The sequence below is a fragment of the Flavobacterium arsenatis genome (genome assembly GCF_031456785.1).
Taxonomy (GTDB): domain Bacteria; phylum Bacteroidota; class Bacteroidia; order Flavobacteriales; family Flavobacteriaceae; genus Flavobacterium; species Flavobacterium arsenatis.
Genome location: NZ_JAVDVI010000007.1, coordinates 45,587 through 71,213, shown reverse-complemented (window position 1 = coordinate 71,213; position 25,627 = coordinate 45,587). Strand labels below are relative to the sequence as shown.

Sequence of the window (25,627 nt, the reverse complement as noted above, 5' to 3'; positions counted from 1 at the left end):
AAAAACAGCAATAAAAAAAGCGAAACATAAGTAAAACCTATGTTTCGCCTCTATTAAGTTCAAAATATAATTATACTTTGATTTCTACTTCAACACCACTTGGCAACTCTAATTTCATCAGAGCGTCAATAGTTTTTGAAGATGAAGAGTAAATATCAATCAATCTCTTGTATGACATTACTTCAAATTGTTCTCTCGCTTTTTTGTTAACGTGTGGAGAACGTAATACAGTGAAAAGTTTTTTGTGAGTTGGCAATGGAATTGGACCAGTTACAACCGCACCCGTACTTTTTACGGTTTTTACAATCTTCTCAGCAGACTTATCTACCAACATGTGATCGTAAGATTTTAATTTTATTCTGATTTTTTGACTCATTTTCTTTAGAATTAAGCGTTACCTTTTGCTTTTTTGATTACCGCTTCTGATATATTAGAAGGCGTTTCAGCATAGTGAGAAAACTCCATTGTTGAAGTAGCTCTACCTGATGACAATGTTCTCAATGTAGTTACATATCCAAACATTTCAGACAAAGGCACATCAGCTTTGATTGTTTTAGCACCATTTCTGTCTCCCATATCATTCACCTGACCTCTACGACGGTTGATATCACCTACGATATCTCCCATGTTTTCTTCTGGTGTAATCACCTCCATTTTCATGATTGGCTCAAGAATTACAGCACCTGCAGCTTTCGCTACTTCTCTATAACCCATTCTTGCCGCTAATTCAAAAGAAAGCGCATCAGAATCCACTGGATGGAAAGATCCGTCCAACAAAGTTACTTTCAAACTATCTACTTGGTATCCTGCTAAAGGACCCGTTTTCATAGCTTCTCTGAAACCTTTTTCTACAGATGGGATGTATTCTTTAGGAACGTTACCACCTTTAACCGCATTAACAAACTGCAATCCTACAGGAACTTTACCGTCAACCTCTTCAGCTGGCTCAAGTTTAAATACGATATCACCGAATTTACCACGACCACCTGATTGTTTTTTGTATGTTTCTCTATGTTGAGCAGATTTTGTAAACGCTTCTTTGTATTCCACTTGAGGCTCACCTTGGTTTACTTCAACTTTAAATTCACGTTTCATACGGTCTACTAGGATATCCAAGTGAAGCTCACCCATACCTGAGATAATCGTTTGCCCTGAAGCCTCATCAGTTCTAACTGTAAACGTTGGATCCTCTTCAGCTAGTTTAGCCAAAGCCATACCCATCTTATCTACGTCAGCTTTTGTTTTAGGCTCGATAGCAATACCAATTACCGGTGCAGGGAATTTCATTGACTCAAGAATAATTGGGTGTTTTTCATCACACAATGTATCTCCAGTTTTGATATCTTTAAATCCAACTGCTGCTCCAATATCACCCGCTTCGATATAATCGATTGGATTTTGCTTGTTGGCATGCATTTGGTAGATACGAGAAATTCTTTCTTTGTTGCCTGAACGTGTATTCAAAACGTAAGAACCTGCATCAAGTCTTCCTGAATAAGCACGGAAGAAAGCCAAACGACCTACGAATGGGTCAGTTGCAATCTTAAATGCCAAAGCAGCGAAAGGCTCTTTTACATCTGGCTTACGCAAGATTTTTGTTTGATCTTCTTCTAACAATTCAGCATCATCAGGATGAATTCCTTCGATACCCTCTTTATCCATTGGAGAAGGCAAGTATTTACATACCGCATCTAACATGAACTGAACTCCTTTGTTTTTGAAAGAAGAACCAGCAATCATAGGAATAATCGCCATATCCATAGTAGCTGCTCTTAAAGCCTTGTTGATTTCGTCTTCTGTAATAGAATCCGGATCTTCCATGTATTTATCAAGCAAGTTCTCATCGTAATCAGCAACTGCTTCGATAAGAATATCTCTGTATTCTTTTACTTCAGCAACCATATCAGCTGGAATTTCGATAATATCGAAAGTTGCTCCTTGAGTTGCATCATGCCAAACGATAGCTTGGTTTTTTACTAAATCCACAACACCTTTGAAATCATTTTCTTCACCGATTGGCAAAGTGATAGCAACTGCGTTTGATTTTAGCATATCTCTAACTTGTTGACATACTCCTAAAAAGTTAGATCCTTGACGGTCCATCTTGTTAACAAATCCCATACGTGGAACTCTGTATTGATCAGCAAGTCTCCAGTTAGTTTCTGATTGAGGCTCAACACCATCAACAGCACTAAACAAGAAAACCAAACCATCTAATACTCTCAACGAACGGTTTACCTCTACGGTAAAATCCACGTGTCCAGGAGTATCGATAATATTAAAGTGATAAGGCAATGTTTCTGGTAAAACTTTACCTTGTTCAGTTGGAAAATTCCACTCACAAGTTGTAGCAGCAGATGTAATTGTAATACCTCTTTCTTGCTCTTGTGCCATCCAGTCCATAGTTGCAGCACCATCGTGCACCTCACCTATTTTATGTGATTTTCCTGTGTAAAAAAGAATACGCTCTGTTGTTGTTGTTTTACCAGCATCAATGTGAGCCGCAATTCCAATATTTCTTGTATATTTTAGATCTCTAGCCATTTCCTATGTATTAAAATCTAAAGTGAGAGAATGCTTTGTTTGCTTCAGCCATTTTGTGAGTATCCATTCTCTTTTTAACAGCAGCACCTTCTTCTTTAGCAGCAGCTAAAACTTCAGAAGCTAGTTTTTGAGCCATAGATTTCTCATTTCTTCTACGTGCATAAAGTATCATCCACTTCATTGCCATAGAGATTTTACGGTCTGGTCTGATTTGCATTGGAATTTGGAATGTAGCTCCACCAACTCTACGGCTACGTACTTCTACGTGAGGCATAACGTTTGTTAAAGCATCTTTCCAGATTTCTACTGACGATTTTTCAGCGTCTTGTTTCTTAGCTTCTACAATATCCATTGCATCATAGAACACTTTGAAAGCTGTTGATTTTTTACCATCCCACATTAGGTTGTTCACAAAACGTGTTACCAATTGGTCGTTAAACCTTGGATCTGGCAAAAGAGGTCTTTTCTTGGCCTGTCTTTTTCTCATTTCTTCGTTTTTTTGTTATCCATTAAAATGCATCGTTTGACGTGCAACTTTTAACTTATAACGTGTTTAAGATTACTTTTTTGCTTCTTTTGGGCGTTTAGCACCATACTTAGATCTTCTTTGCGTTCTTCCTGCAACACCTGATGTATCAAGTGCTCCACGAACGATGTGGTATCTAACTCCTGGTAAATCTTTTACCCTTCCACCCCTAACTAATACTATCGAGTGCTCTTGTAGATTGTGTCCTTCTCCAGGGATGTAAGCGTTTACTTCATTTCCATTAGTCAAACGTACACGCGCTACTTTACGCATTGCAGAGTTTGGTTTTTTTGGAGTAGTAGTGTAAACACGCGTACAAACACCTCTTCTTTGAGGACAAGAATCTAAAGCAACCGATTTACTCTTCTTAGTTATCTGAGTTCTTCCTGTTCTTACTAATTGTTGAATTGTTGGCATAATTAATACTAAAAATTTCTTATATATTAAATTCCCGCTTTTTACGGGGTTGCAAATGTAGTAATTATTTTTATTGAAACAAATCATAATACATTAATTTTCAAATAGATTAATATTCATTTCATTTTTATAGAATAGAAAATGCTTTTTTGCGTTATTTTTACAATGGTTTCAAAAGGGTAAATAGTTTATCCTCTAGCCCCGATTGGAGCTACTATCCTTTTTGTCTCGTTTCTTTAACGAGACAAAAAGATAGTAGTGGAAAGCGGGAACATGGTTTCCAAAAATGCCCGAGCCTTTCGCTCCTGATAATTTTAACGACTTGAATAGATTTTTTGTTTATGTTTTTTGTGTTTTATATCTGAATTGTTTCGGACAGAATTTGCATTTGAAGATTGAAGCTGAAAACGAAAATGCAACCAAAACTATTGATTCTTTGAACTACAAAAAAGTACACGAGAATGCAAAATCGGCAATTGACGAGGGAAATTTGGTTTCGGACAAACTTACTAAGCTTGGTTTTATTGAAAATGAAATTCTAGAAAATAAAAAGCTCAACGACACAACATTCAACTTCAATTTTGTTATTGGAAAAAAAACTGAATTTATACATGTATATATAGGTAGTGAATTTTCGGGTTATTTTGATGATAAAAAAGACACCTTGAAGATTCGTTTTGAAGAAACCGAAAGCTTTCTGAATGCAACTTTGAATCAATTGGAACGGAAAGGCTTTTCGTTGGCACGATTGAAACTGATAAATTTCAAGAAAGAAAAGAATGCTCTTTTTGCTGAATTGTATTTGGAAACCGGAAATCAAAGGCAGTTAAACGACATTGTGATCAATGGTTATGAGAAATTTCCCGAAGGCCATAAAAAAAACATCAAGCGTTTGTACCGCAACAAAACGTTTAATCAGGAAAATTTAAAGAAGCTGTATGATGATTTCAACAAATTCAGGTTTGTGAGTCAGACGCGTTATCCTGAAATTTTGTTTACGAAAGACACAACCAAAGTGTATGTTTATTTGGAAAAATCGAAGCCGAATAAATTTGACGGCTATATCGGTTTTACAAATGACGACGAGGATAAGGTAAATTTTAATGGTTATTTGGATTTGCTTTTAGTGAATTCTTTGAATGTTGGTGAGGAATTTACGCTATATTGGAAAAGCGATGGAAACGAACAACGTACTTTTAACGTTGGGATTGAATTACCGTATATTTTCAAAAGTCCGTTTGGGTTGAAGGCGAGTTTAAATATTTTCAAGCAAGACAGTACTTTTCAAAACACCAAAACCGCGATTGATTTGGGATATTATTTCAACTACAACACCCGACTTTATGTTGGCTATCAATCGACAGAATCGAGCGATATTCAAAATACGAATAATTTTAGCATCAGCGATTTTGAAAATTCTTTTGTAACGAGCACGTTTGAGTTTTTAGATTTCAAAGTAGATGATTTTTTATTTCCAGAGAAAACCAGAATCAGCCTAAAAGCCGGTTTAGGGAAAAGGAGTTCAAAATTAGAATCGAACAGTCAAAGTTTTCTTGATTTCAATATCAAGCATAATATTTATCTGAACGAAAAGAACAGCTTCAATATTAAGAGTCAGAATTTTTATCTGCAGAGCGAGAATTATATCATCAATGAATTGTATCGCTTTGGCGGAATCAACTCAATTCGAGGCTTCAACGAAAATAGCCTTCAAGGAAATTTATTGACTTCCATACTAACAGAATACCGCTATGTTTTGGCTCCAAGCATTTATGTGCATTCTATTATTGATTATGGATATTATCAAGACAAGACTTCGAACATTAACGACAGGCTTCTCGGAATTGGTTTCGGATTTGGATTGCTTACCAAAAATGGACTTTTAAATTTGGTTTATGCAAACGGAAGCACAAAGGACCAAACCATAAAGCTCTCAAATTCAATCGTTCACATCAGTTTTAAGACCACATTTTGATTGGCAGATTTTTTATTACATTTGCACCATGGAAAAAGAGCATCAAATATTCGGGATTAGAGCAATTATTGAAGCAATTCAAGCAGGAAAAGAAGTAGATAAAGTATTTCTTCAAAAAGACGCACAAGGCGAATTGATGAAGGACTTGATGAAAGTCATGAAACGCAATAACGTCAACTTTTCTTATGTCCCAGTAGAAAAACTGAATAGATTGACGCCAAACAACCACCAAGGTGCTGTAGCAACCATTGCTCCAATCTCTTTCCAAAATCTAGAAACTTTAGTAGAACAAGTTCTTGAAAGTGGTAAAACACCTTTATTCTTGATCCTTGACCAAATTTCGGATGCACGAAATTTTGGAGCGATTATCCGAACTGCCGAATGTACCGGAGTTAACGGAATCATAGTCCAAAAAGCAGGTTCGGCTCCCGTAAATGGAGATACTGTAAAAACTTCAGCTGGAGCCGTTTTCAACGTGCCAATCTGCAAAGTCGAACACATCAAAGACGCTATTTTCTTCCTTCAGGGTTCCGGAATCAAAACCGTAGCTGCAACCGAAAAAACCGATCAAAACATCTACGATTTATCACTAAACGAACCTTTGGCAATTATCATGGGATCGGAAGATAGAGGAATCAACCCTTCAGTTCTGAAAATTGTCGATGAAAAAGCAAAACTTCCAATGTTCGGAACCATCGGATCACTCAATGTTTCCGTGGCTTGTGGTGCTTTTCTTTATGAAACGGTGCGACAAAGACAATAATAATTTTAGATTTCAGATTATAGATTTTAGATTTCTTTCAGGAGCGAATCGCTTGGTTTATGTTTGAAATCCATTTTCCTGCTGGAGCCACTCGCTTTGTCTCGTTTTAAAAACGAGACAAGAGCTCAAACAATGGCACCATCAGGGCTAGAAAACAATCAAAAGGCATCCTTTTTATCTTCGGGATTTTCACCAGCCGGAACATCTTTGCCTTCTATAAAATGATAGGTAATCCTGAAATTCGAAGTTGAAGAAATTTCAGGAAACATTTCCAGTTCAGGTTCTGGCTTGGGCGGATTTACAAAGTTTCCGTTTTCGTCAAAACGCTCCAAAAACTTATCTCCAGTTGGGTCAAAATCAGGTTTTTCCCATTCATATTTGATCATTTTTTGGTATTCGGGTGTTTTATAAATACTTGCAAAAACAAAACCTGTGATTAAACCAGCCAAATGTCCTTCCCACGAAATTCCTTCCTCTACTCCTGGAAAAACATACCAAATCAAACTTCCATAAAGTGTCACAATCAAAAGCGAAAGTGCCACCAATCGGTAATACTTGGTCATTATTCCTTTGAAGAACATAAAACTTACCAAAACATAAATCAATCCGCTGGCTCCAATATGATAGGAATCTCTTGCGATAACCCAAGTTAAAAAACCTGAAAGTAGAATCCCAAAACCAATTATCTTAAAAAAATGCTCCCTGTAAAAATACCTTAAACCGGCAACCAACATAAACAACGGAATTGAATTATTGTAGAGATGCTCCATACTTCCATGTAAGAAAGGACTAAATATAATTCCTCTTAAACCTGTAAAGGTTCGAGGATGAATTCCGTATTCGGTAAGGTTTATTTTATAGGTAATTTCAAACCAAAACACCAACCAAAGCAACAACACAAATAGAAGTGGCAATACGAAAACGGATAATGAAAATTTGAAATGGTTGTCGTTCATTGTTCAGTTGATTTTGGTTCTTCTAAAGCGTTAACTCAAGAATGTAACCAAAGTTTTTTTAATGCAATTTTGGCAGAAGTTTACAAAAATTGACATAGATTCCTCTAGCCCTGATAGAAACGGAAATCCTTTTTGTCTCGTTTCTTTAACGAGACAAAAAGATTGGGAGTGGATAGCAGGAAAACCGATTCTGAAATTCACTATCGGCTATGCTCCTAAAAATAAATATTTGAGTAATTTTACAAAATGGAAGCACCTTTAGCAGAAAGAATTCGTCCCCAACAATTAGAAGATTATGTGAGTCAGTCCCATTTGGTTGGCCCAAACGGTTCGTTGACCCACCAAATTTCGAAAGGAATCATTCCTTCATTAATTTTTTGGGGACCTCCGGGAACGGGAAAAACGACCTTGGCTCAAATTATTGCACAGGAATCAAAACGGCCTTTTTATATTTTAAGTGCCATCAATTCGGGTGTCAAGGATATTCGAGATGTGATTGAAAAAGCGAAACAAAGTGGCGGAATTTTCACGACTAAAAACCCAATTTTATTTATTGATGAGATCCATCGTTTCAGCAAATCGCAACAGGATTCTCTTTTGGCAGCAGTTGAAAAAGGCTGGATCACTTTGATTGGTGCCACAACCGAAAATCCGAGCTTTGAAGTAATTCCCGCCTTACTGTCGCGTTGTCAGGTTTACATTTTAAATGCATTTTCTAAACAGGATTTGGAAGCCTTGTTGGAAAGAGCAATGAAAACGGATGTTTATCTGAAAGAAAAAGATATCGAACTCAAGGAAACCGAAGCTTTACTACGACTTTCGGGTGGTGATGGAAGAAAATTACTGAACATTTTTGAATTGGTGGTAAATGCTTCCAATCTAGAAAAAATTATCATTACGAATGAGTTGGTTTTGCAATTGGTGCAACAAAACACCGTTTTATATGACAAAACGGGCGAACAACATTATGATATTGTTTCAGCTTTTATAAAATCGATTCGAGGCAGCGACCCAAATGGAGCGGTTTATTGGCTGGCCAGAATGATTGAAGGTGGTGAAGACGTGAAATTTATTGCTAGAAGAATGCTGATACTTTCAAGTGAAGACATTGGAAATGCCAACCCGACGGCTTTTGTAATGGCCAACAATACTTTTCAAGCGGTTTCTACAATTGGTTATCCTGAAAGTAGAATTATCTTGAGCCAATGTGCGGTTTATTTGGCGACTTCTCCTAAAAGCAATTCTTCCTATTTGGCAATTGGAACGGCTCAACAGATTGTGAAACAAACAGGGGATTTGCCTGTTCCTATTCATTTGAGAAACGCTCCAACAAAATTGATGAAGGAATTGGGTTATGGTGAGGAATATAAATATTCTCACGATTACCAGAATAATTTTGCCGAACAGGAATTTCTTCCGGATGCTATTTCGAATACGCCAATCTATGTTCCAGGAAATAATTCCAGAGAAAACGGAACAAGGGAGTTTCTAAAAAATCGCTGGAAAGATAAATATGGATACTAAAATTTTAGATTTTAGAGTTCAGATTTTGGAGTTTTAAAACTTGATGTCTAATTTTTCTGAAATTAGCTTGTCGTTTTCATAATATTCAAAAAACCATTCGTTGTTTTTCTTGAAAACAACTCCATTTTTTGTGTCTGAAACTGCCGTGTAATAATCTGTTTGCGAAGTTTTGAACATTTTCAAAACTACTTTCGGAGTTGTGTCAACCAATTGAAATCCATTTGATATCGCTTGAGCAAAAAGCTGATTTGTGTTGATTTTCACTTCTTGTTTTACAACTTCAACGGACTGATCTTCTGTGGTTTTTTTATCTGAAACCGAAGCCGATTTATTGCCACTATATTTATAATTTAGAGCTTGAACTGATTCAAATGCTTCTGTCAATGCTTCAACATAAGCTAATTTTCTGTCTTTTTCTTTGCTTGTACCTTCCTTGGAAGTGAAAACAATATTGTTATTGCAATCTGTAAAAGTAATTATCAATTTAGTGGTCAAGAAACTCCCGTTATCTTTTACAGCTACTGCTAGATAATCGCACCTGTCATTGTAGTTTATGCCTAAATTATCTTTCTGATAAAAAGCTGTAAATCCAAACTTTTCTAAATTGAATTTTGTTAAGGTATTCAATCTGTAATCATTTTCCTTTTTTTGGAAATCAAATTTTGTTGGAACAATTACATATTGATAATCATTTATATTCTGTGCAAACCCTGCAAAACTGAACAAAAGAAGTAGAAGGTAAATATATTTTTTCATAATTATAATTTAAAGGTATTTTTTTAATGCAAGTAAGTTATTAATGTGTTTGATGTTTTCTGGAACTTCGGCATTGCATTCATTGAACAGAATGGCATCCAATCCAAAGTTTAATGCTCCTTTTACATCAGCTTCGATACAATCGCCAATCATGATGGAATTTTCTTTTTTGGCTTTAGCCGAAGTGATGGCATATTCAAAAATTCTAGGATTTGGCTTTTTCACCCCAGCTGATTCTGAATTGGTGATGGTTTGAAAATACCCACCAATATTGGAATTTTTCAATTTATTACTTTGAATTTCATGAAATCCATTAGTAATAATATGAAGATTATATTTGGGTTTCAGATATTCTAAAATCTCGATTGTTCCTTCAAAAAGATGATTAAATTGGGGCAAATAGTGGATGTATTCATCCGAAAGGAAGAAGATTTTCTCATCCTCAATTTCATACGAAAGCAAATCAAAAGTATCTTTTAATCTTCCATATCGTAATTGAGTTTGCGTAATTTTATCTACACGATAAAGCTCCCAATATTTGAGATTAATTGGAACATAATGCGAAACGAATAGATCAATATCAACTTCTATCTTGTGTTTGGTCAAAACCGTTTGAAATGCCAAAGCCGAATTTTTTTCAAAATCCCACAAGGTATGATCTAAATCAAAAAAGACGTCTGAAATTTTTGCTTCCAAATTATTTTCCTTTAACAATTACTGCATCTTCGATATGGTAAATCCAATCTTCCACATCATTTTCATTTATCCTGAAATTTCCTTCAAGCGTTACATATTGGTCGGTTTTCAATTTTGGAGTTGCTCCTCTGAATTTAATTCCCATAATGGTTTCCGGACCTGCAGCTCCACAAAAAAAGCAAGATGCAAATACGTTTTTGCTCAACGCGAAAGATACATTATCGATTGGAACGATAAAACCTGTCATGGCAATTCGTTTCTTGTTTTTCTGTTTCAAAAGTGGACTGATAACTGGATACATTACTTCGCCATATTCCTTGTCTGGTTTTTTTACGAATTTAATCATGCCGAGAAGTTTCCAATTTAGCGTGTCAATTGCTGTTGGAGCTGCAATTACATCGGTGCCGAAATTTGTTGGAAAGAATGAGGCTGTTTCTAAATTAGCTGTTTTTGAAGAAACTTGAATATCATTTCCTTTTGAAGAAAAACCATTCTCCAAAACCAATAAACCCGTTAATAAAAAAACTAAAAAATATATTTTACGCATTTGCTAAGGTTTTTGAAATGTTTAATCGGTATGCTTTTATGGCTGGAATCAATGCCGCAATGATTCCCACAAAGATAGTCACTAAAAATAAAACTCCTTCCTTTTCTAATGCGAAAGCAAAAGGATCGAAAGCCATTTTATATTCTTGCTCTGTTGTTGTTGAAATCAGCCACAGTCCTACTCTACCAACAATTGTACCAAGAAAAAATCCGGTTGTGCAAAGTAAAAGGCTTTCAAAAAGAACCAATCCCAATAATTGCAATCGGCTTGCTCCACTGACTCTCATCAAGGCAAATTCGTATTTCCTTTCTTTTAAAGTATTGTATAGGGCTATGAAAATACTAATTCCTGAAATCAGCATAATTCCATAAGCAAGATATTGCAAGGCTTGTAACCCAATTCCAAATAATGAAAATAATCTGTTGATTTCTACAGCCGGAGAAGCAGCCTGCATATCAGTATTTTGGGCAATCAGTCTAGGCCATAAAACAAATCCCATCTTGTTTTTGAATTTTATTAAAACGGCTGTTATCTCCTTTCCTTCTTCGGAAATTTCGTCGTGATCGTGTTCTTCTCCTTCTTCGTGAACATGACCTTCTTCTCCATGTGCTGGATTTTCGGAATGAGCTTCTTTATTATCGTGATGGTGTTCCTCTCCTTCTTCATGGACATGACCTTCCTCACCGTGTGCTGGATTTTCAGAATGAGCTTCTTTATGATCGTGATGATGTTCTTCTCCTTCCTCATGGACATGACCTTCTTCGCCGTGTGCTGGATTTTCAGAATGAGCTTCGTGATCATGACTATCGTGCATGGCCCAAACGCTTTGAATATTCGATAAAATCAAATTATCAATTACTTTTCTTGTTGGGCTTGCAATTCCTGAAACGACATAAGCAAATTCTTCATGCACTTCACCTTCCTCAGCATCGCCATGGGAACCGAAAAATTTATCTCCTACTTTTATGTTTAACTTCTTGGCAATTTCACTTCCGATAACTACCTCAAAATTTTTGCTGAATATTTTTCCTGTTTCAACTTTTGCTGAATATTTTTCCAGATAATCGGGCGTTGTTCCAACAATTTTGAAACCTTTGTAATTATCTCCAAAAGCCAATGGAATTGCAGTTTTCACAAAAGGGTGCTTCATCCAGATTTTGGCTTCCTCATAACTTATATTACCAGTTGGAGCATCTACTTGATAGACAGATGAAAGTATCAGTTGCAAAGGACTTCCTTTGGCACCTATTACCAAATCTACACCATCGATATTACTGGAAAATTGTTTTTCGAATTGTTCCTGAAGTAAAATCAAAAGTGAAATTATCGCGACACTGGCAGTCAGCAAAATTACACTTAGAAGTGTATTCAAAGGCTTATACCAAATATTTTTCCATGCTAACTTTGTAATCATTATAAAGAAATTTGGTGAGGGAATCGATCTTTTAATCTTTGGTCGTGGGTTACGATAATCAATGCCGCATTGTGTTTTTTGGATAAACTTGAAAGAAGTTCCGCAACAATAATCGCATTTTCATCATCCAAACTTGATGTTGGCTCATCTGCCAAAAGCAATTTTGGATCATTGATCAAAGCTCTTGCAATTGAAACTCTTTGTTGTTGGCCAATGCTCAATTGTGAAGGCAATTTATATATTTGATCTTTCAAATCGAGTTGTTCTAACAAGGTTTGTATCTTTTCGGTTTTCTTTTTTTTATCTGATAACCAAGAGGCAAGTTCTACATTTTCAAGAACATTCAAGGACGAAATAAAATGAGATTGCTGGAGAACCAGTCCGATATTTCTTCCACGAAAGTGATCCAGTTTTTTTTCTGACAAAGAACTCAGGTTGACATCTCCAATCAAAATTTCGCCCGAAGCAGGTCGTAATAATCCTCCTAAAAGATGTAAAAATGTAGTTTTTCCTTTTCCTGAACCTCCCGTAATAAGAAGTGCTTCTGTAGGATTGCATTGCAAATCAGGGAAATCAAATCCTGTTTTTGAATTATAATTGAAATTTAAATTCCGTGTAGTGATCATTCTGGATTTCTATTTTATCAGTAAAGCCTGCAATATACTAAAACTGCAAAAATTAAATCCTTAAAATTGGGTTAAACGATTTTAAAAAACACCATCGTCCTTAAAACTGTAATACCCTTTTTCGGTTATAATGATATGGTCGAGGACATTTATATCCAAATTATTTCCCGCTTCTTTAAGTTTTTTGGTTATCTGTTTATCGGCATCGCTTGCTTGGAGCACTCCCGAAGGGTGATTATGCGTCAGGATGATTGCAGTTGCATTATGCTCGAAAGCTGTTTTGAATATCAACCTGATATCTACGACAGTTCCAGTAATTCCGCCTTTGCTCAATTGTGACTTGTAGATAACTTTATTGGAATTATTCAGGTATAAAACCCAAAATTCTTCGTGGGGCAATTCGCCAATTATGGGTTGCATGATGTTAAAAACCGCTCTACTTGAAGTGATTTTTGTGAGTTCGACTGTCTCTTCGGAACGACGTCTTCTTCCGAGTTCCATTGCAGCAATGATTGTTATTGCTTTTGCTTCGCCAATTCCCTTAAAGGTAGTGAGCTGTTGTAAGGACAATTTCCCCAAAGCATTGAGATTTTCTACACTTGCCAAGATACGTTTGCTTAAATCAACTGCACTTTCGCTTCGGCTTCCTGAGCTGATGAGTATGGCTATTAATTCGGCATCACTGAGAACGCTTTTGCCTTTGAGCATTAATTTTTCGCGGGGCTTGTCGTCTTCTGCCCAATATTTTATCGAAAAAGGAGTATTTTCTTCCATTGCTTTTGGCGTTTAGTTATTGGAATGGTTTTTATAACGCTTTGATACTTAAACTTAAATTTCATCGTTTGAATATCAAATACTAAAATATGAAATCCTTTTATATCTTGTTTCTTTTTGTTGGGTTTTCTTCGTTTGTAATTGAAAAAGATTTTGCCGAAAAACTTTCGGATGCAGCCATTTCAATTACGAAGGACAAAGTTACATATGACCCAAAATATGTTTCAATTCCGTATCCAAATGGCGATGTTCCCAAGGACAGAGGCGTTTGTACGGATGTTGTGATTCGTTCCTACCGGAAATTGGGCATTGATTTGCAGAAAGAGGTTCATGAGGACATGAAAAAGAATTTTTCACTTTACCCTAAAACATGGGGATTGCGAAAAACGGACACCAATATTGACCACCGAAGGGTTCCGAATTTGCAAGTGTTTTTTATCAGAAAAGGAAAAAGTCTACCGGTTTCAAATAAAGCATCCGATTATAAAACAGGTGATTTGGTGACTTGGATGATTAACGATAAGTTGCCTCATATAGGGATTGTGACCAACAGAAAATCCCTCCCCGACGCTTCTGGAGAAAAAAGAAATCTCATCGTTCATAATGTTGGAGCCGGACAGGTTTTGGAGGATTGTCTTTTTCGATATAAGATTACAGGACATTACAAATACAGTCGATGATTATTTCTTTTTGATGTTCTTTAGCATTTTAGAAAAACGACTTGCTGTTTTATCTTGATCATCTACATAATTGTAGGCATTACCATAACCGTATTTGAAGTTATTCATGTCAACATCATTTAAGAGCAATATTATATCTTTGAATCTCTTGTCCTTTTTCAATTTTTCAGCAACTTCAAGTAATCGTTTGTCTAAATAATCTGCCCTAACAACGTATAAACATAAATCGGCAACTGTATTTAAAAGTAATGTATCTGAAACCAAACCTACTGGAGCTGAATCAATAATAACATAATCGTATTTTTCCTTTAGCTGTGTTATCAAGTCGTTTAGACGGTTGTTTTTGATAATATCTATAAAGTTGGGCAGGATCAAACCTGAATTGATTACATCCAAATGTTCAATTCCGTCAATCTTGTTGATGATGTCATCCAAAACCAACTGATCATCTTTGATGTAATGAGTTACACCAAACTTTGAAGTTATTTTAAAATATTCGTCGAGTTTTGGCACTCTTAAATCTAAACCTATAAGTACTACTTTGTGACCAGAAAATGCAAGATTTGCCGCTAAATTTGAAGACACGAATGATTTTCCCTCACCACTAATTGTTGAGGTAATCAATATTGATTTGCATTTTTTTGTATCATTCAAAAGAAACTCCAAATTGGCAACTAATAATCGGAAAGACTCTCCAACAGTAGTTCTATCATTTTTCTTCAATATTATTCTTTCACTATTTTCGCCTCTGGCAATATTTCCTAAGATTGGAATATTAATCAGTTTCTCTAATTGCTTGCTATCTTTTATCTTTGTGTCTAAGACATTTTTGATATAGATAAACAAGAAAGGTATAATGAATCCAATTACTATACAAATTAACAGAATCATTGGTTTGACTGGCGAAACAGCTTTTTTAGCAGTATAGGCATGGTTAATGACTTTTGCAGAAGGGAGTGCTGAAACTGCTGATATTGTTGCTTCTTCTCTTTTTTGAAGTAAAAACAAAAACAAGGCTTCTTTGGTTTGTTGCTGTCTAAAAATATCACGATATTCTCTTTCTTGACGCGGGATATTTCCAATTTTAGAGTTGACGATGTTGTCTTGCTTTTTAAAGTTGTTTAAGGTGATGGTCAATGATGATTTTTGATTTTTAAGCCCCTCAACGATAACTCCTCTTATATCTTCTAGTGTATTGGTAAGTGTAATAACTTCAGGATTAAATTCAGTTGAAACTTTCAGGTAATTTCGCTTTAGTGAAAAAAGTTGATTATGTTTTTCTATATTCAAAACAATGTTAGGTTCCTGGAGTCCAATGTTTGAAGGGATCAATTCATCAGGATTATTATCCAGATAATCTCTCATATACTTAACCAAGCTCAACTGTATTTGGGTTTCATTGATTTTTTTTTCAATTTCTGATTGCCCTAAAATATATTGTTTGGCTTCAGAACTGATATCGGTTAATTTATTTTCAGTTTTAAACTCTTCAACATTTTTTTCTAATTTGGTTAAATCTTCATTTAACACAACAATCCTGTTGTTGATGAACTCGGCTGTCTTTAAGGCAATCCTGTTTTTGTCGTTGATAGCATCATTTATGTAATGAAGCACTATTTTATTGAGGACATCTTCTGATTTTTCGGGTAGATTAGATTTTAATTTTATTAAAATTGAATTTGCGGTTTTACTTATAGGCTCCACTATCAAATCATTTCTTAACACATCTACAACTTCATCAAAATCTTTGATTTCCATTTTAAAATAGCTGCTCTTATACTTTGAAAGCATCAACAAGTTAGGAATTAAAACCATTTTATGGTTGTCCAGATTGAAGCTCTGACCGAATTTCAAATTGGATTCTTTTCCAGATTCGTCAATTAAAACGAAGTTATTCTGGTCTTGAATCTCTATATAGAAAATAAGGTTTTCAATTGACATAGAGTCATTGCTCTTTATCATTAATTCAAAAGGTTTCTGCTTATAAACCTCAACAAATCTTTTGGTAATTTCTGTTCTATTATAATACTTTACATTTAGCTTTAACTCATTGACAACACTCGAAACTACAGGAATAGATTTTATAATTTGAATTTCATCATCGATAAAGCTATTATTTGAACCAAATCCCATATCTGGCATTAGAGTTAAATCAGACAAAACCCCTCCTTTATCTTTCTTTAGAAGAATTGTAGTTGTGGTATCAAATTGGGGTTCGGTATAGCGAATGTAAAAAAATCCAAATATTAGAAAAAGTAGTATACTTAATATAAACCATTTATAGTGAATAGTATATTTTTCAATACTTTCCTTCAAGCTTACATTGCTTTCGGTCTTTGTATTATCTTCAAAAAAGTCCTGATAATCTGTCATATTATATTCTTAACGAAGGTAAGTCGTTTTAAGGTTAAACTCTAGCCTTACTTATTTTACTAAATATTCGAAATATTGCTAATAGCCAAAAGTATAAACATTAATTTTAAGAAAAAAGTAATTTATCTATTAATTACAAGGTATAATAACAAATTAGTGTGCAAATAAAAAAAGCTGTCTTTTCAGACAGCTTTTTAAAAACTTAACGTTAAAATTTATTTTTTAACAACTTTCAAATTATGAACTTTATCACCTTGAATTAGTTGAACGTTGTAGATACCTGCCGCCAATTGATGGCCAAGTCCTGATCGTACTAATTCATTAGAATTAAGTGTTTTTCTTTCAAGAAGTTTTCCACTCATGTCATAGATGTGTATATCTGTAACGGTGTTTGAAACAAGGTTCAAACCTAAACTAAATCCATCAGTAAATGGATTAGGGAAAGCTTTAATTACTAGTTTCTCGGTAGTTTCCGCGGCTGGTCTAGCTCCCAAAGATGGAGTTGTAACTGTACAAGCTGTACCGTATGCAGACCACACATCTCCTATTAAAGAAGCCACTTCAACTTGATAGGCAGTTCCTGGAAGGATTTCCATATCCAAAGCAGAAAGATAGAATCTCATATTTGAAGTTCCTACATATTCTTCCATATTTGCACCTTGAGTTACTTTAAATTTGTAAGCCGTTGCATTTGCAACGTATTGTGCATACATGTTAGCATTTTCAGCTAAAGTAACACCACAGTAAGCATCTCTCAACTTTGTAGTTGGCAATCCTGCTGGTGTAGTAATGCTACAAGTAGCGCCATAAGGACCGAATACTCCACCCACTTCTACTGCAACATCTACAGTAAAAGTAGTTGCTAATGGATAGCTTGCAAGCATAGACATATAGAATTTTGAATCTGGTCTGTCAATTGTTTGCACATTTGCTCCTTCAGTAATTCTAAATCTATATTGAGTCGCACCATTTACATAATCTGCATAGATATTGTCATTAACAGATGCTAATGTAATTCCGCAATAAGCCGTTCTTAATTTTGAAGTTGGAGCTGCAGGAGTAGTAACAGTACATATTGCACCATAAGCTCCCCATGTTCCATTTACAAATACAGCAACATCTACATCATACGTTGTTCCTGCCATAACGCTTGGCAACATTGACATTACAAATCTTGAATCAGGCCTGTCATACGTTTGAACATTCGCTCCATTAGTAACTCTAAATCTGTATTGAGTCGCACCATTTACATAATCAGCATAAAGGTTACTTCCCATAGAAGCTAAGGTAATATCACAAAATGCTGTTCTTAATTTACTTGTTGGTAAAGCTGGCGTAGTTAAATTACAAGCTGGTCCAAAATCAGAATAAACCCCGTTTAATTCTACTTGAGCTTTAATTGAGTAGACTGTATTTCCTGCAAAATTTGCTAGAGTATTCATATAGAAGAATCTTTCAGTAGCTTCTGTAAACTCTTCTACCATTGTGGTCATATTAGTAACACTAAAGCGATATTTTGTTGCTTGAGGAACCCATGTGAAATATACTTTTGAAGTAATTTCAGGCAAGTTTCCACCACATAAATAATGCATTTCGGTAACAGGAGATGCTGTCAAAGTTATCGGACAAGATGTTCCATAAACTCCATATGTTCCTGCTGTTCTTACTCTAACTGAAACGTTATAAGTTGTACCATAGACAATATTAGCTTGACCAAAGTCAGCAAATGTTACATTAGGATCAACTGAAATTGCAGTATAAGTATTTGTTCCATCTGTAATTTGGAACGTATATTCTTGTGCACCTGCTGTTGGAACCGCAGAAAATTCATCATAGAATGCTTCTAATATAGTTGTTCCACAATCTGCTGCATCAATAGTAGTAGTTGGCAATTGAGAAATTGCTAAATCAAACGATCCTCTTGCACCTGCACTGGTTGAGAATACTCTAACAAAATACTCAGTATCAGCAGTTAATGTACTTAATACTAAGTCATTACCAGTCAAACTTGAAGCCCCAACCTGCGTTAAAGCACCACAAACTCCAGAGTAGACAGCAAAACCTACAGCAACTGGAGCAGTAAATGTTGTTTCAAATAATAATGTTGTATTGCTTCCTGAATTGAATGAATACCAGCTATCATAATAAGTGGCAAAACCACTACCTGATGTTGGCACTGCAACTCCTAAACTTGCAGATGAACAAGTGTTGTTTGCTGTCAAAGGTGTTCCTATAGCAACTGCTTCTGGAGCCGAACATTCATCATTGAGAGTTGCTGGAGTACATAATGGAGCACAAGTAAGGGTCAATATGAAGTTTCCAGTTGCACTAAGATTAGTTCCTGATTGGTACCCATGAACAAAAACATAATAATCTGTTCCAGCTACTGCATTAAAATTCACTTCTGATCTCAATCCACTTGCTGCACATGCAGCATCATCATTACCTGCTACACAAGTAAATGTGCCACATGAACCAGAATAAACTGTTAATCGAGAGTCATAACCAACAGCGTTGCAGGTTGTTATAGTAACGCTACTATTATCTCCTATATATTTATACCATACTCCTCTTTCCGTTGCATTTGTTCCAGTAGCACCACAGTCTTGGTAGTTACTATCTACAGTTGAACCTGTGGTAGATCCTGCTACAGTTTGTACACTTCCTGAACAAGAAGGAAGTGTAATTGCATTAGCACAATCATCATTATTTATTGGTCCTGTAAATTCCTTAGGATTATCTGTTGCAGTTGCAACATTGTAATAATTCACAACTGGTCCAGTACATCTTGCATACTCATAAACTCTTGCGTAATAAGTGCCACTTGTCAATCCTGTTACAGTTACACTAGATCCTGTACCATCATAAACGATTTGCTCTCCTGATGTATATACAGTTCCTGCTACAGTTACTGAAGCTGAATCTACTGGATCTGTAAATGAATTTGTTGTATTAACAACAACATATCTTCTACCTCCATTTCCGTTAGTCCATGTTAAGGTAGTACTTGTAAGACCGCTTGTAGCAACGATAGCTGATGCTTGTGTTGTTGGAACTACTGGCCCTTTTACTTCTGAAACTGTTGAATAACCCGATAACCCTGAAGGTGTACAAGTAATTTTTAAACGATATTGAATATCAGTTCCTGCAAATACAGGTGGTGTATAACTTATTGTTGTAGCACCAGTTCCACCAGTTGCGTTAACAAAAGTATCACCTCCATCAGTTGATTCTTCCCATTGATACGTAAAACCTGTAGCTCCTGTCGAAGAACCTGTTACTGTCCTTACACCTGGAGCAGCTCCTGTACACACACTTGACAATGCAGGCGAAACTGTTCCACCAGTAGGAGTATCTGTACAAGGAAGTGGCGGTGTGAATGTGAATTTTTTTCCAACTAGATTAGTAAGCGTTGATATAGTATTATTAGCGGTAGTACTCGAAACTGTTGCAGTTGCTGAATTAGTAACGCTCAAAAATGAACTCATATCGTTTATTCCTATTGAAGCAGAAAGTGCCCCTGCACTAGCCATAGAACCATAAACAAATTCTATAACATTTGTTGTCTCATATATTCTCAATTTATAAGAAGCCTTGTTAGTTGCAGAAGTAGCTCCACTACCCCCAACATTTATTAAATGCCAACCAACTTCTAAGATTTGATTAGGGGTTGTCCCTGAAAGAGCATAACTAACTGGCCCTCCATTAGCATGATTATCATCCCAAAATGGAGCAATTAAAGGCCTTAATGCTGCAGTATTACTTAACGAATTAGTCCATCCAGAAGAAATCGCAGTTCCCCCTAATCTGATCATTCCATTAGTTGTTACGCTAAAGGTAGTGTAATCAACACCTCCAAAATTAAACGTAAAACCAATTGGCAATGCCAAATGTGTACCATCATCACCTGTAGCCGTTGTTACAGTTCCTCCCACTGCCACATAAGTTTCAGTTGATTCTGCAAATGAATATGCACTGGTTTGTGCATTCGAAACGCTTCCTATAAAAAGGAAAAATACTGGCAATAAAACCGACAAAAGCTGATATCGCCAACAATTTTTGGCAAGACCACTTTTTTTAGAATAAAAACCCTCTTGGCTTTTATTCGAATTGTAATTCTTAATCATGTTAATAAATTTTTAGATTGACAGCTAATGTATAATTTAATTTATTATTAACAAAGTATTAATAAATAATTATACAACCATACTTAAAAAAATTAATTATTCTGAATTAATTTCTCTTAAAAACAGTCACTACATAATTTGTGATTTATTAGTATTTTCAATACTTTACAACAAATAAGAGCCTAAAAAAATAGCACAAAAACAAACTTAATTACTTCTTGCTTTTTTTATAACAATATTAAAAACTACTTTCAAAAAGTATTTTATATCCGTTTCTATAGGATTTTTAATATACATTTTTAGATAATTTTCTTCTGAAATCATTATTTCGTCTAAAGTTTTTGGCAAATCCGCATAAAAAGGAGGAAGCAGACCTGGTTTTGTGTTTTTTCGAAGTTCTTGTAACTCAACTTTATAGAGACTTAAATAATGTGGACTCAAGGGACGTACTCCAATGAATTTGATTTCGCCTTTAAAGAGGTTAATAATCATTGGGAGTTCATCAATCCAATATTTACGGAGGATTTTGCCTGGAGTTGATATTCTAAAGTCATCGTTTAATTTACCGCCTTCTTTTAAATTGTTCTTTTCAAAAACATATTGTTGCAAATATTCAGCATAGGGATGCATGGTTCTAAATTTGTAGACTTTTATTGGTTTTCCATTTTTCCCCACTCTATTTAATTTTATCAGTAATCCGTATGTTGGATTTAGATTAAAGCATGGTTCGGCAATTTTTCTTGAAACAAAATAAAGCTTGTTATTGATAACTTCTTCTTTAACAATTTCAAATCCACAGGAATAAAGCCTTCCTAATACTTCCGGTCTGGATATTACCCTTCCTTTCCCTTTGGTAAGAAAAAAATATAAATTTTGAGTGAGTTTCATTTTTGGCGAAACCCGTGTTAGCAATACATCAAAAAAGTAATAGATATAATTGAATGGCTTTGGAAACTTTTTTAGAAGTCGTTTTTTTCTAACAGCATAGGTTTCCACACTGTCAATGAACAATCCCCCAACGGGAAGTTTTTTGTTTACGGATTCAAAATATTTATTGATCCAACGAAAATCATTTACTCTTTTTAGATTGATTATTGTGTTATAGGTACCAACATTTAATGAATCAATATTGAATCTCGTATTAGTAGATGTAATAAAGGTTTGGTCCGAGAACTCAACATTTTGGTTGAGAAACTCGAAAACTTCTTCGCCTACCTGGCTTACGATTAATTCCTTATTGGTATTTAAAACAATATTATTAGTCATTCAAAAGCAGTTGTAAAATTTTTTCAGCAGCAGTACCATCTCCATATAAATTAGCAGCCTGGATATTTTGATTTTTATCAAACCAATAATAGCTTTCTATGATCATCTCAAAATTGGCATCACAAAGACGAGCCGCTCCACTTTCTACGATTTCAACCCATTCCGTTTCTTGCCTTAAAATAATGCACGGTTTGCTGAAAAAGAAAGCTTCCTTTTGAACACCTCCTGAATCTGTAATTATAAGCTTTGCATTTTTTTCGAGTGCTATCATTTCCAAAAAGGAAACTGGTTCAATAATTATAAGATTTTTATTTTCATCCAACTCCTTACTAAAACTTTCATCTAACAAAACCTTCCTCTGTTTCAAAGTTCTGGGATGAAGTGGCAAAACAATTTTCACGTTCTCTTGTCTACTAATATGATGCAGGCTTTTAAAAATTTGCTTCAGCCTCTCCTTATCGTCTGTGTTGTTATTCCTGTGAATTGTGGCAAGGACATATTTATTTTTTTCAAGATCCAAAATTTCAAGAACATTCGAGCTTTCTGCAATTTCAGAAAAGTATAAGCTGTTGTCCAGCATAACATCTCCAAGATTGAATATCCCAGGATTGTCTATTGTGAAGGGTGGATTACTTTCTAAATTAAAACCTTCTCTTTTTAAATTATCTACACCGGTTTGAGTGGGAGGAAAAAGATAAGTCGAAACATGATCGCTGACAATCCTGTTGATTTCTTCAGGCATGCTTTTATTGAAAGACCTCAACCCAGCTTCTATATGAACTACCTGAACATGCATTTTTGAAGCGGAAATAGCCCCTGCCAAAGTTGAATTGGTATCTCCATAAATAACCATGAAATTTGGCTTTTCTGTTTCAAGAATTTCTTCTATACCGCTGATCATTTTTCCTGTTTGATTGCCGTGCTTGCCCGATCCGATATTTAAATTATAATCGGGTTTTGGAATTTGCAGTTCTTCAAAAAAAACTTCCGACATGTTTGCATCGTAATGCTGTCCTGTATGAACAATGACTTCCTTTATTTTTGTCTGGAATTTATTTTTTATTGACCTGCTGATTGCAGCCGCTTTTATGATTTGAGGCCTGGCTCCTATGATGGTTAGAATCTTAATCATTTTGAATGAATTTATTTTGAAAATCGCTTTTAGATTTAAATTCAAGATCGCTTTTAGGAAAATTCGTTATATACCAAAGAATAAAATCATTTACATTAATTTTTTCCGAAAGGAGCTTTTGCTTTCTTTGCTTATAGATGATTTCATTATTATCGTTAGAAACAATTTCATCGATCTTTTCCAGTAGGCCAATTTCATTATCCGGCTTGATACCAAATGTGAGATTATAGTTGTGCTCCAATTCTTCCAAAACTGAAATCCTATTGACAAAACTGCTTACTCGAATATTTGGTGTTCCTAGAATAGCACTTTCAACTGCCATACTCTGACTGTCTCCGATGAAAAGACTGCAATAGGAAAGAATATGATGGATGTCTAAAGGATCTATTTTTAATTTATACTCTGAATATTTTTCATCTAAAAAACCTTCCGAAGAAATCAAAACTTGTCCTTTTACTCTAAGCTTTTTTATGATTTTATCCAATACATCTTCGGATATTCCTTTGGCATTAACATCATGATGTGCTCCTAGATTTGACAATCTCAATATAAAATATTTCTCTTTTAAATTATATTTTTGTACAATTTGATAATCCGGTTGAAAAACATTTGGATGAAGATAGGAGAGTTTTTGATAGCCATGATATTTCACCCCTTTTTTCTCCCATTTTCCTAATTTGCAAACCACAGGAGTTATTATTCTATCTGCAAATGGATGTGCCAGATAATTTAAGATTGGCACAACATCAATATCATCCTCAATAAAAAACAATGATTTTATTCCCATCAACTTTCCAATATGAGTGATTTCTGTTGATGTCCCCACTAGTAAATCTGGTTTGAATTTCCTGCAAATCCTCCAGAGCCTAACATCTTGTTTTAAAAGCCCCAATGCAATAGACAATAGATTATTGTTCCTGCCTTCGGGCAAAATATTTACGTAATCTATTTTCTCATCATCAAGCAAGTTGAGAAGAATATCCTTTTTTGTGGCAATTACTAAAACCTCATTATCCAATTGCGTCTTTTTAATTATATTTTTAAAAAGATGGAATTGTGCAGGATGATGCAAATAAAAAATGATTCTCATATTTTAATCTTCTAATAATTCTTCCAAGTTTTTAAGAATTTTTGCCGGGACCCCACCTACCAAAGTTCTAGGAGGAACATCTTTTGTAACTACAGATCCCGTTGCAACAACTGCCTCATCACCAATAGTAACACCTGGAATGATGGTTACGTTTGGCATAATCCACACTCCTTTTCCTATTATTGTTTTTGATATCGATCTTGGATAAAGCTTTTTCAGTCTTGTTTCTGTTGGTATGTTGGCGTGTGCCGTAATGATTGTTCTGTCGCCAATGGCACTATGGTCCCCAATGTGAATCTGATCTGTAAAAACTCGATCAAAAATAACTTCGTGACCAATGTATACTCCCTTCCCAATATGAACACCTCTCCATCTGTGGATATGGGTTCTCCATGATTTAATTGGACAAATAAAAGCGAGCTTGTCTAAATAAAACCGGATGAGAAATGTAAATCCATATTGTATTTTACCGAAAAAACTGTTCTTATTATAAAACTCAAGGACTTCTTTAGCAGGCATATCTTATTTTTTTAATGTTGAATAATATTCTTTACAAGTGGCAAACTTTATATTCTTTTGACTGAAGAAAATCAATTCTTGTTCAAGAATTGGAAGACCTTTTTCGCCTAAATTCTTGACTTTTAGTTTATGTCTCAATACATCTCCCAAATAATATGAAATGATGTTATTGGTTCTTTTATCAATTTTTTTTCCATCGTATTCCTCATCAATAAACTCATTTGGATGTGTCAAAAAATTGATTGGCCTTTCATTGATTTTAGACTCCAAATACAATAAATTTCTTGTCATCCTGTTGAGTGGTGGGGCAATTCTCATAAAAGTACCGATGTAGGGAAACCCAAATGCCGAAATAGGAATTTCTAAAATTTCTCCATCTCCTTTCTTGAAAATATTATTTTGCTCTGTAAAATAGGGCATTCTTGGAGCAAACAACCAATTCAATTTTTTCAATCCGCCGAAGGACATGAACATATCTAGCCTTTGAGAAGAAACTGAACTATCTATCTTGAATCCAGTTTCGAACAAAGCCCGGGTTGTATTCTTTTGAACCCTTGCAGCTGGTGCTCGAAACGAAATAATTTCATCTCCTATAATATCTTCAATAATGTTTTTTGAAGTTGTGAGGTGTTCAATTTGCTTTTCATAACTCAAAACATCAAAGGCATTTTCAACTTTGTGCGAAAGTCCATGCGAACCAATTTCATGCCCTCTTTCATAAGCCATTTTTACCACTTCGGGCTTTAATTTGGCAATATAACCCGTATAAAAAAAAGTGGCCTTGACATTGTATTTTTCATACAAATCCAATAATCTTGGCATTCCTTGATTCAAGACATATTCTGCCGTTTCATCCCTTAATTTGTGATTTAGGATGGAAGTCGTTTCAACATCATTCGTAAACAATACATTAATCATACTA

General features: G+C 35.0%; 22 protein-coding genes. 4 read left to right on the top strand and 18 right to left on the bottom strand.

Annotated elements, in window-relative coordinates; translation table 11 throughout:
• Positions 1-70: 70 nt before the first annotated feature.
• The 4 genes from rpsJ to rpsL form a co-directional block, all read right to left on the bottom strand.
• On the bottom strand, positions 71-376 hold the full coding sequence (gene rpsJ, locus J2X31_RS09270; RefSeq protein WP_011963470.1) for a 30S ribosomal protein S10: 306 nt from the start codon (positions 374-376) through the stop codon (positions 71-73).
• Between the two features lie 11 nt (positions 377-387).
• Positions 388-2,544 (bottom strand): elongation factor G, encoded by a 2,157-nt coding sequence (gene fusA, locus J2X31_RS09265; RefSeq protein WP_310026261.1) that lies wholly within the window; start codon positions 2,542-2,544, stop codon positions 388-390.
• 10 nt (positions 2,545-2,554) lie between these two features.
• On the bottom strand, positions 2,555-3,031 hold the full coding sequence (gene rpsG / locus J2X31_RS09260; protein ID WP_026706238.1) for a 30S ribosomal protein S7: 477 nt from the start codon (positions 3,029-3,031) through the stop codon (positions 2,555-2,557).
• A gap of 72 nt (positions 3,032-3,103) precedes the next feature.
• Positions 3,104-3,487: a 30S ribosomal protein S12 gene (gene rpsL / locus J2X31_RS09255; protein WP_007136570.1), complete on the bottom strand. Its 384-nt coding sequence runs from the start codon at positions 3,485-3,487 to the stop codon at positions 3,104-3,106.
• Between the two features lie 286 nt (positions 3,488-3,773).
• Here rpsL and J2X31_RS09250 point away from each other — a divergent pair, with 286 nt between their 5' ends.
• Both J2X31_RS09250 and rlmB read left to right on the top strand, forming a co-directional pair.
• The gene (locus J2X31_RS09250; RefSeq protein WP_310026259.1) at positions 3,774-5,462 is read left to right on the top strand and encodes a BamA/TamA family outer membrane protein; all 1,689 of its coding nucleotides are present in this window, start codon (positions 3,774-3,776) and stop codon (positions 5,460-5,462) included.
• A 28-nt stretch (positions 5,463-5,490) separates the two neighbouring features.
• On the top strand, positions 5,491-6,225 hold the full coding sequence (gene rlmB, locus J2X31_RS09245) for a 23S rRNA (guanosine(2251)-2'-O)-methyltransferase RlmB (RefSeq protein ID WP_310026258.1): 735 nt from the start codon (positions 5,491-5,493) through the stop codon (positions 6,223-6,225).
• Between the two features lie 158 nt (positions 6,226-6,383).
• Here rlmB and J2X31_RS09240 read toward each other — a convergent pair whose 3' ends face one another.
• Complete coding sequence (locus tag J2X31_RS09240; protein WP_310026257.1) at positions 6,384-7,181, bottom strand: rhomboid family intramembrane serine protease; 798 nt, start codon at positions 7,179-7,181, stop codon at positions 6,384-6,386.
• A gap of 246 nt (positions 7,182-7,427) precedes the next feature.
• Between J2X31_RS09240 and J2X31_RS09235 the strand changes: the two genes are divergently transcribed.
• Complete coding sequence (locus J2X31_RS09235; protein WP_310026256.1) at positions 7,428-8,705, top strand: replication-associated recombination protein A; 1,278 nt, start codon at positions 7,428-7,430, stop codon at positions 8,703-8,705.
• 33 nt (positions 8,706-8,738) lie between these two features.
• On the opposite strand, the gene J2X31_RS09230 is transcribed toward J2X31_RS09235, so the two are convergent.
• The 6 genes from J2X31_RS09230 to radC form a co-directional block, all read right to left on the bottom strand.
• Positions 8,739-9,461 carry a hypothetical protein gene (locus J2X31_RS09230; protein WP_310026255.1) on the bottom strand — a complete coding sequence of 241 codons (723 nt, stop codon included), beginning with the start codon at positions 9,459-9,461 and terminating at the stop codon, positions 8,739-8,741.
• 9 nt (positions 9,462-9,470) lie between these two features.
• Entirely contained in the window at positions 9,471-10,157 is a 687-nt protein-coding gene (locus J2X31_RS09225) for a YjjG family noncanonical pyrimidine nucleotidase (protein ID WP_310026254.1), read from the bottom strand.
• Between the two features lies 1 nt (position 10,158).
• On the bottom strand, positions 10,159-10,704 hold the full coding sequence (locus tag J2X31_RS09220; RefSeq protein ID WP_310026253.1) for a hypothetical protein: 546 nt from the start codon (positions 10,702-10,704) through the stop codon (positions 10,159-10,161).
• The gene (locus J2X31_RS09215; RefSeq protein ID WP_310026250.1) at positions 10,697-12,118 is read right to left on the bottom strand and encodes an ABC transporter permease; all 1,422 of its coding nucleotides are present in this window, start codon (positions 12,116-12,118) and stop codon (positions 10,697-10,699) included. Before J2X31_RS09215 ends, J2X31_RS09220 begins: the two co-directional genes overlap by 8 nt.
• Positions 12,118-12,744 carry an ABC transporter ATP-binding protein gene (locus J2X31_RS09210; protein WP_310026248.1) on the bottom strand — a complete coding sequence of 209 codons (627 nt, stop codon included), beginning with the start codon at positions 12,742-12,744 and terminating at the stop codon, positions 12,118-12,120. Before J2X31_RS09210 ends, J2X31_RS09215 begins: the two co-directional genes overlap by 1 nt.
• 81 nt (positions 12,745-12,825) lie before the next feature.
• Complete coding sequence (gene radC, locus J2X31_RS09205; protein ID WP_310026246.1) at positions 12,826-13,518, bottom strand: RadC family protein; 693 nt, start codon at positions 13,516-13,518, stop codon at positions 12,826-12,828.
• Positions 13,519-13,607: 89 nt separating this feature from the next.
• On the opposite strand from radC, the gene J2X31_RS09200 reads away from it, so the two are divergent.
• Complete coding sequence (locus J2X31_RS09200) at positions 13,608-14,198, top strand: DUF1287 domain-containing protein (RefSeq protein WP_310026245.1); 591 nt, start codon at positions 13,608-13,610, stop codon at positions 14,196-14,198.
• Here the strand turns inward: J2X31_RS09200 and J2X31_RS09195 are convergent, their stop codons facing one another.
• The 7 genes from J2X31_RS09195 to J2X31_RS09165 all read right to left on the bottom strand — a co-directional run bounded on the left by J2X31_RS09195 (position 14,199) and on the right by J2X31_RS09165 (position 25,623).
• Positions 14,199-16,571, bottom strand: a complete 2,373-nt coding sequence (locus tag J2X31_RS09195) for a GumC family protein (protein WP_310026244.1) — start codon at positions 16,569-16,571, stop codon at positions 14,199-14,201.
• Positions 16,572-16,786: 215 nt separating this feature from the next.
• Entirely contained in the window at positions 16,787-20,698 is a 3,912-nt protein-coding gene (locus J2X31_RS09190; RefSeq protein ID WP_310026243.1) for an NIDO-like domain-containing protein, read from the bottom strand.
• 207 nt (positions 20,699-20,905) lie between these two features.
• Positions 20,906-21,964, bottom strand: coding sequence for a sugar transferase (locus tag J2X31_RS09185; RefSeq protein WP_310026242.1), 1,059 nt, complete (start codon positions 21,962-21,964; stop codon positions 20,906-20,908).
• Complete coding sequence (gene wecB / locus J2X31_RS09180) at positions 21,957-23,096, bottom strand: non-hydrolyzing UDP-N-acetylglucosamine 2-epimerase (protein WP_310026241.1); 1,140 nt, start codon at positions 23,094-23,096, stop codon at positions 21,957-21,959. Before wecB ends, J2X31_RS09185 begins: the two co-directional genes overlap by 8 nt.
• Positions 23,089-24,186, bottom strand: coding sequence for a DUF354 domain-containing protein (locus J2X31_RS09175; protein WP_310026240.1), 1,098 nt, complete (start codon positions 24,184-24,186; stop codon positions 23,089-23,091). Before J2X31_RS09175 ends, wecB begins: the two co-directional genes overlap by 8 nt.
• Positions 24,187-24,189: 3 nt before the next feature.
• Positions 24,190-24,705 (bottom strand): acyltransferase, encoded by a 516-nt coding sequence (locus J2X31_RS09170; protein WP_310026238.1) that lies wholly within the window; start codon positions 24,703-24,705, stop codon positions 24,190-24,192.
• 3 nt (positions 24,706-24,708) lie between these two features.
• Positions 24,709-25,623 (bottom strand): polysaccharide deacetylase family protein, encoded by a 915-nt coding sequence (locus J2X31_RS09165; protein ID WP_310026235.1) that lies wholly within the window; start codon positions 25,621-25,623, stop codon positions 24,709-24,711.
• Positions 25,624-25,627: the final 4 nt, after the last annotated feature.

What these genes read in the sequence shown, in the direction of transcription:
- rpsJ (WP_011963470.1), bottom strand. Translation starts at nt 376, where the DNA reads ATGAGTCAAAAAATCAGAATAAAATTAAAATCTTACGATCACATGTTG.
- fusA (WP_310026261.1), bottom strand. Translation starts at nt 2,544, where the DNA reads ATGGCTAGAGATCTAAAATATACAAGAAATATTGGAATTGCGGCTCAC.
- rpsG (WP_026706238.1), bottom strand. Translation starts at nt 3,031, where the DNA reads ATGAGAAAAAGACAGGCCAAGAAAAGACCTCTTTTGCCAGATCCAAGG.
- rpsL (WP_007136570.1), bottom strand. Translation starts at nt 3,487, where the DNA reads ATGCCAACAATTCAACAATTAGTAAGAACAGGAAGAACTCAGATAACT.
- J2X31_RS09250 (WP_310026259.1), top strand. Translation starts at nt 3,774, where the DNA reads ATGCCCGAGCCTTTCGCTCCTGATAATTTTAACGACTTGAATAGATTT.
- rlmB (WP_310026258.1), top strand. Translation starts at nt 5,491, where the DNA reads ATGGAAAAAGAGCATCAAATATTCGGGATTAGAGCAATTATTGAAGCA.
- J2X31_RS09240 (WP_310026257.1), bottom strand. Translation starts at nt 7,181, where the DNA reads ATGAACGACAACCATTTCAAATTTTCATTATCCGTTTTCGTATTGCCA.
- J2X31_RS09235 (WP_310026256.1), top strand. Translation starts at nt 7,428, where the DNA reads ATGGAAGCACCTTTAGCAGAAAGAATTCGTCCCCAACAATTAGAAGAT.
- J2X31_RS09230 (WP_310026255.1), bottom strand. Translation starts at nt 9,461, where the DNA reads ATGAAAAAATATATTTACCTTCTACTTCTTTTGTTCAGTTTTGCAGGG.
- J2X31_RS09220 (WP_310026253.1), bottom strand. Translation starts at nt 10,704, where the DNA reads ATGCGTAAAATATATTTTTTAGTTTTTTTATTAACGGGTTTATTGGTT.
- J2X31_RS09215 (WP_310026250.1), bottom strand. Translation starts at nt 12,118, where the DNA reads ATGATTACAAAGTTAGCATGGAAAAATATTTGGTATAAGCCTTTGAAT.
- J2X31_RS09210 (WP_310026248.1), bottom strand. Translation starts at nt 12,744, where the DNA reads ATGATCACTACACGGAATTTAAATTTCAATTATAATTCAAAAACAGGA.
- radC (WP_310026246.1), bottom strand. Translation starts at nt 13,518, where the DNA reads ATGGAAGAAAATACTCCTTTTTCGATAAAATATTGGGCAGAAGACGAC.
- J2X31_RS09200 (WP_310026245.1), top strand. Translation starts at nt 13,608, where the DNA reads ATGAAATCCTTTTATATCTTGTTTCTTTTTGTTGGGTTTTCTTCGTTT.
- J2X31_RS09195 (WP_310026244.1), bottom strand. Translation starts at nt 16,571, where the DNA reads ATGACAGATTATCAGGACTTTTTTGAAGATAATACAAAGACCGAAAGC.
- J2X31_RS09190 (WP_310026243.1), bottom strand. Translation starts at nt 20,698, where the DNA reads ATGATTAAGAATTACAATTCGAATAAAAGCCAAGAGGGTTTTTATTCT.
- J2X31_RS09185 (WP_310026242.1), bottom strand. Translation starts at nt 21,964, where the DNA reads ATGACTAATAATATTGTTTTAAATACCAATAAGGAATTAATCGTAAGC.
- wecB (WP_310026241.1), bottom strand. Translation starts at nt 23,096, where the DNA reads ATGATTAAGATTCTAACCATCATAGGAGCCAGGCCTCAAATCATAAAA.
- J2X31_RS09175 (WP_310026240.1), bottom strand. Translation starts at nt 24,186, where the DNA reads ATGAGAATCATTTTTTATTTGCATCATCCTGCACAATTCCATCTTTTT.
- J2X31_RS09170 (WP_310026238.1), bottom strand. Translation starts at nt 24,705, where the DNA reads ATGCCTGCTAAAGAAGTCCTTGAGTTTTATAATAAGAACAGTTTTTTC.
- J2X31_RS09165 (WP_310026235.1), bottom strand. Translation starts at nt 25,623, where the DNA reads ATGATTAATGTATTGTTTACGAATGATGTTGAAACGACTTCCATCCTA.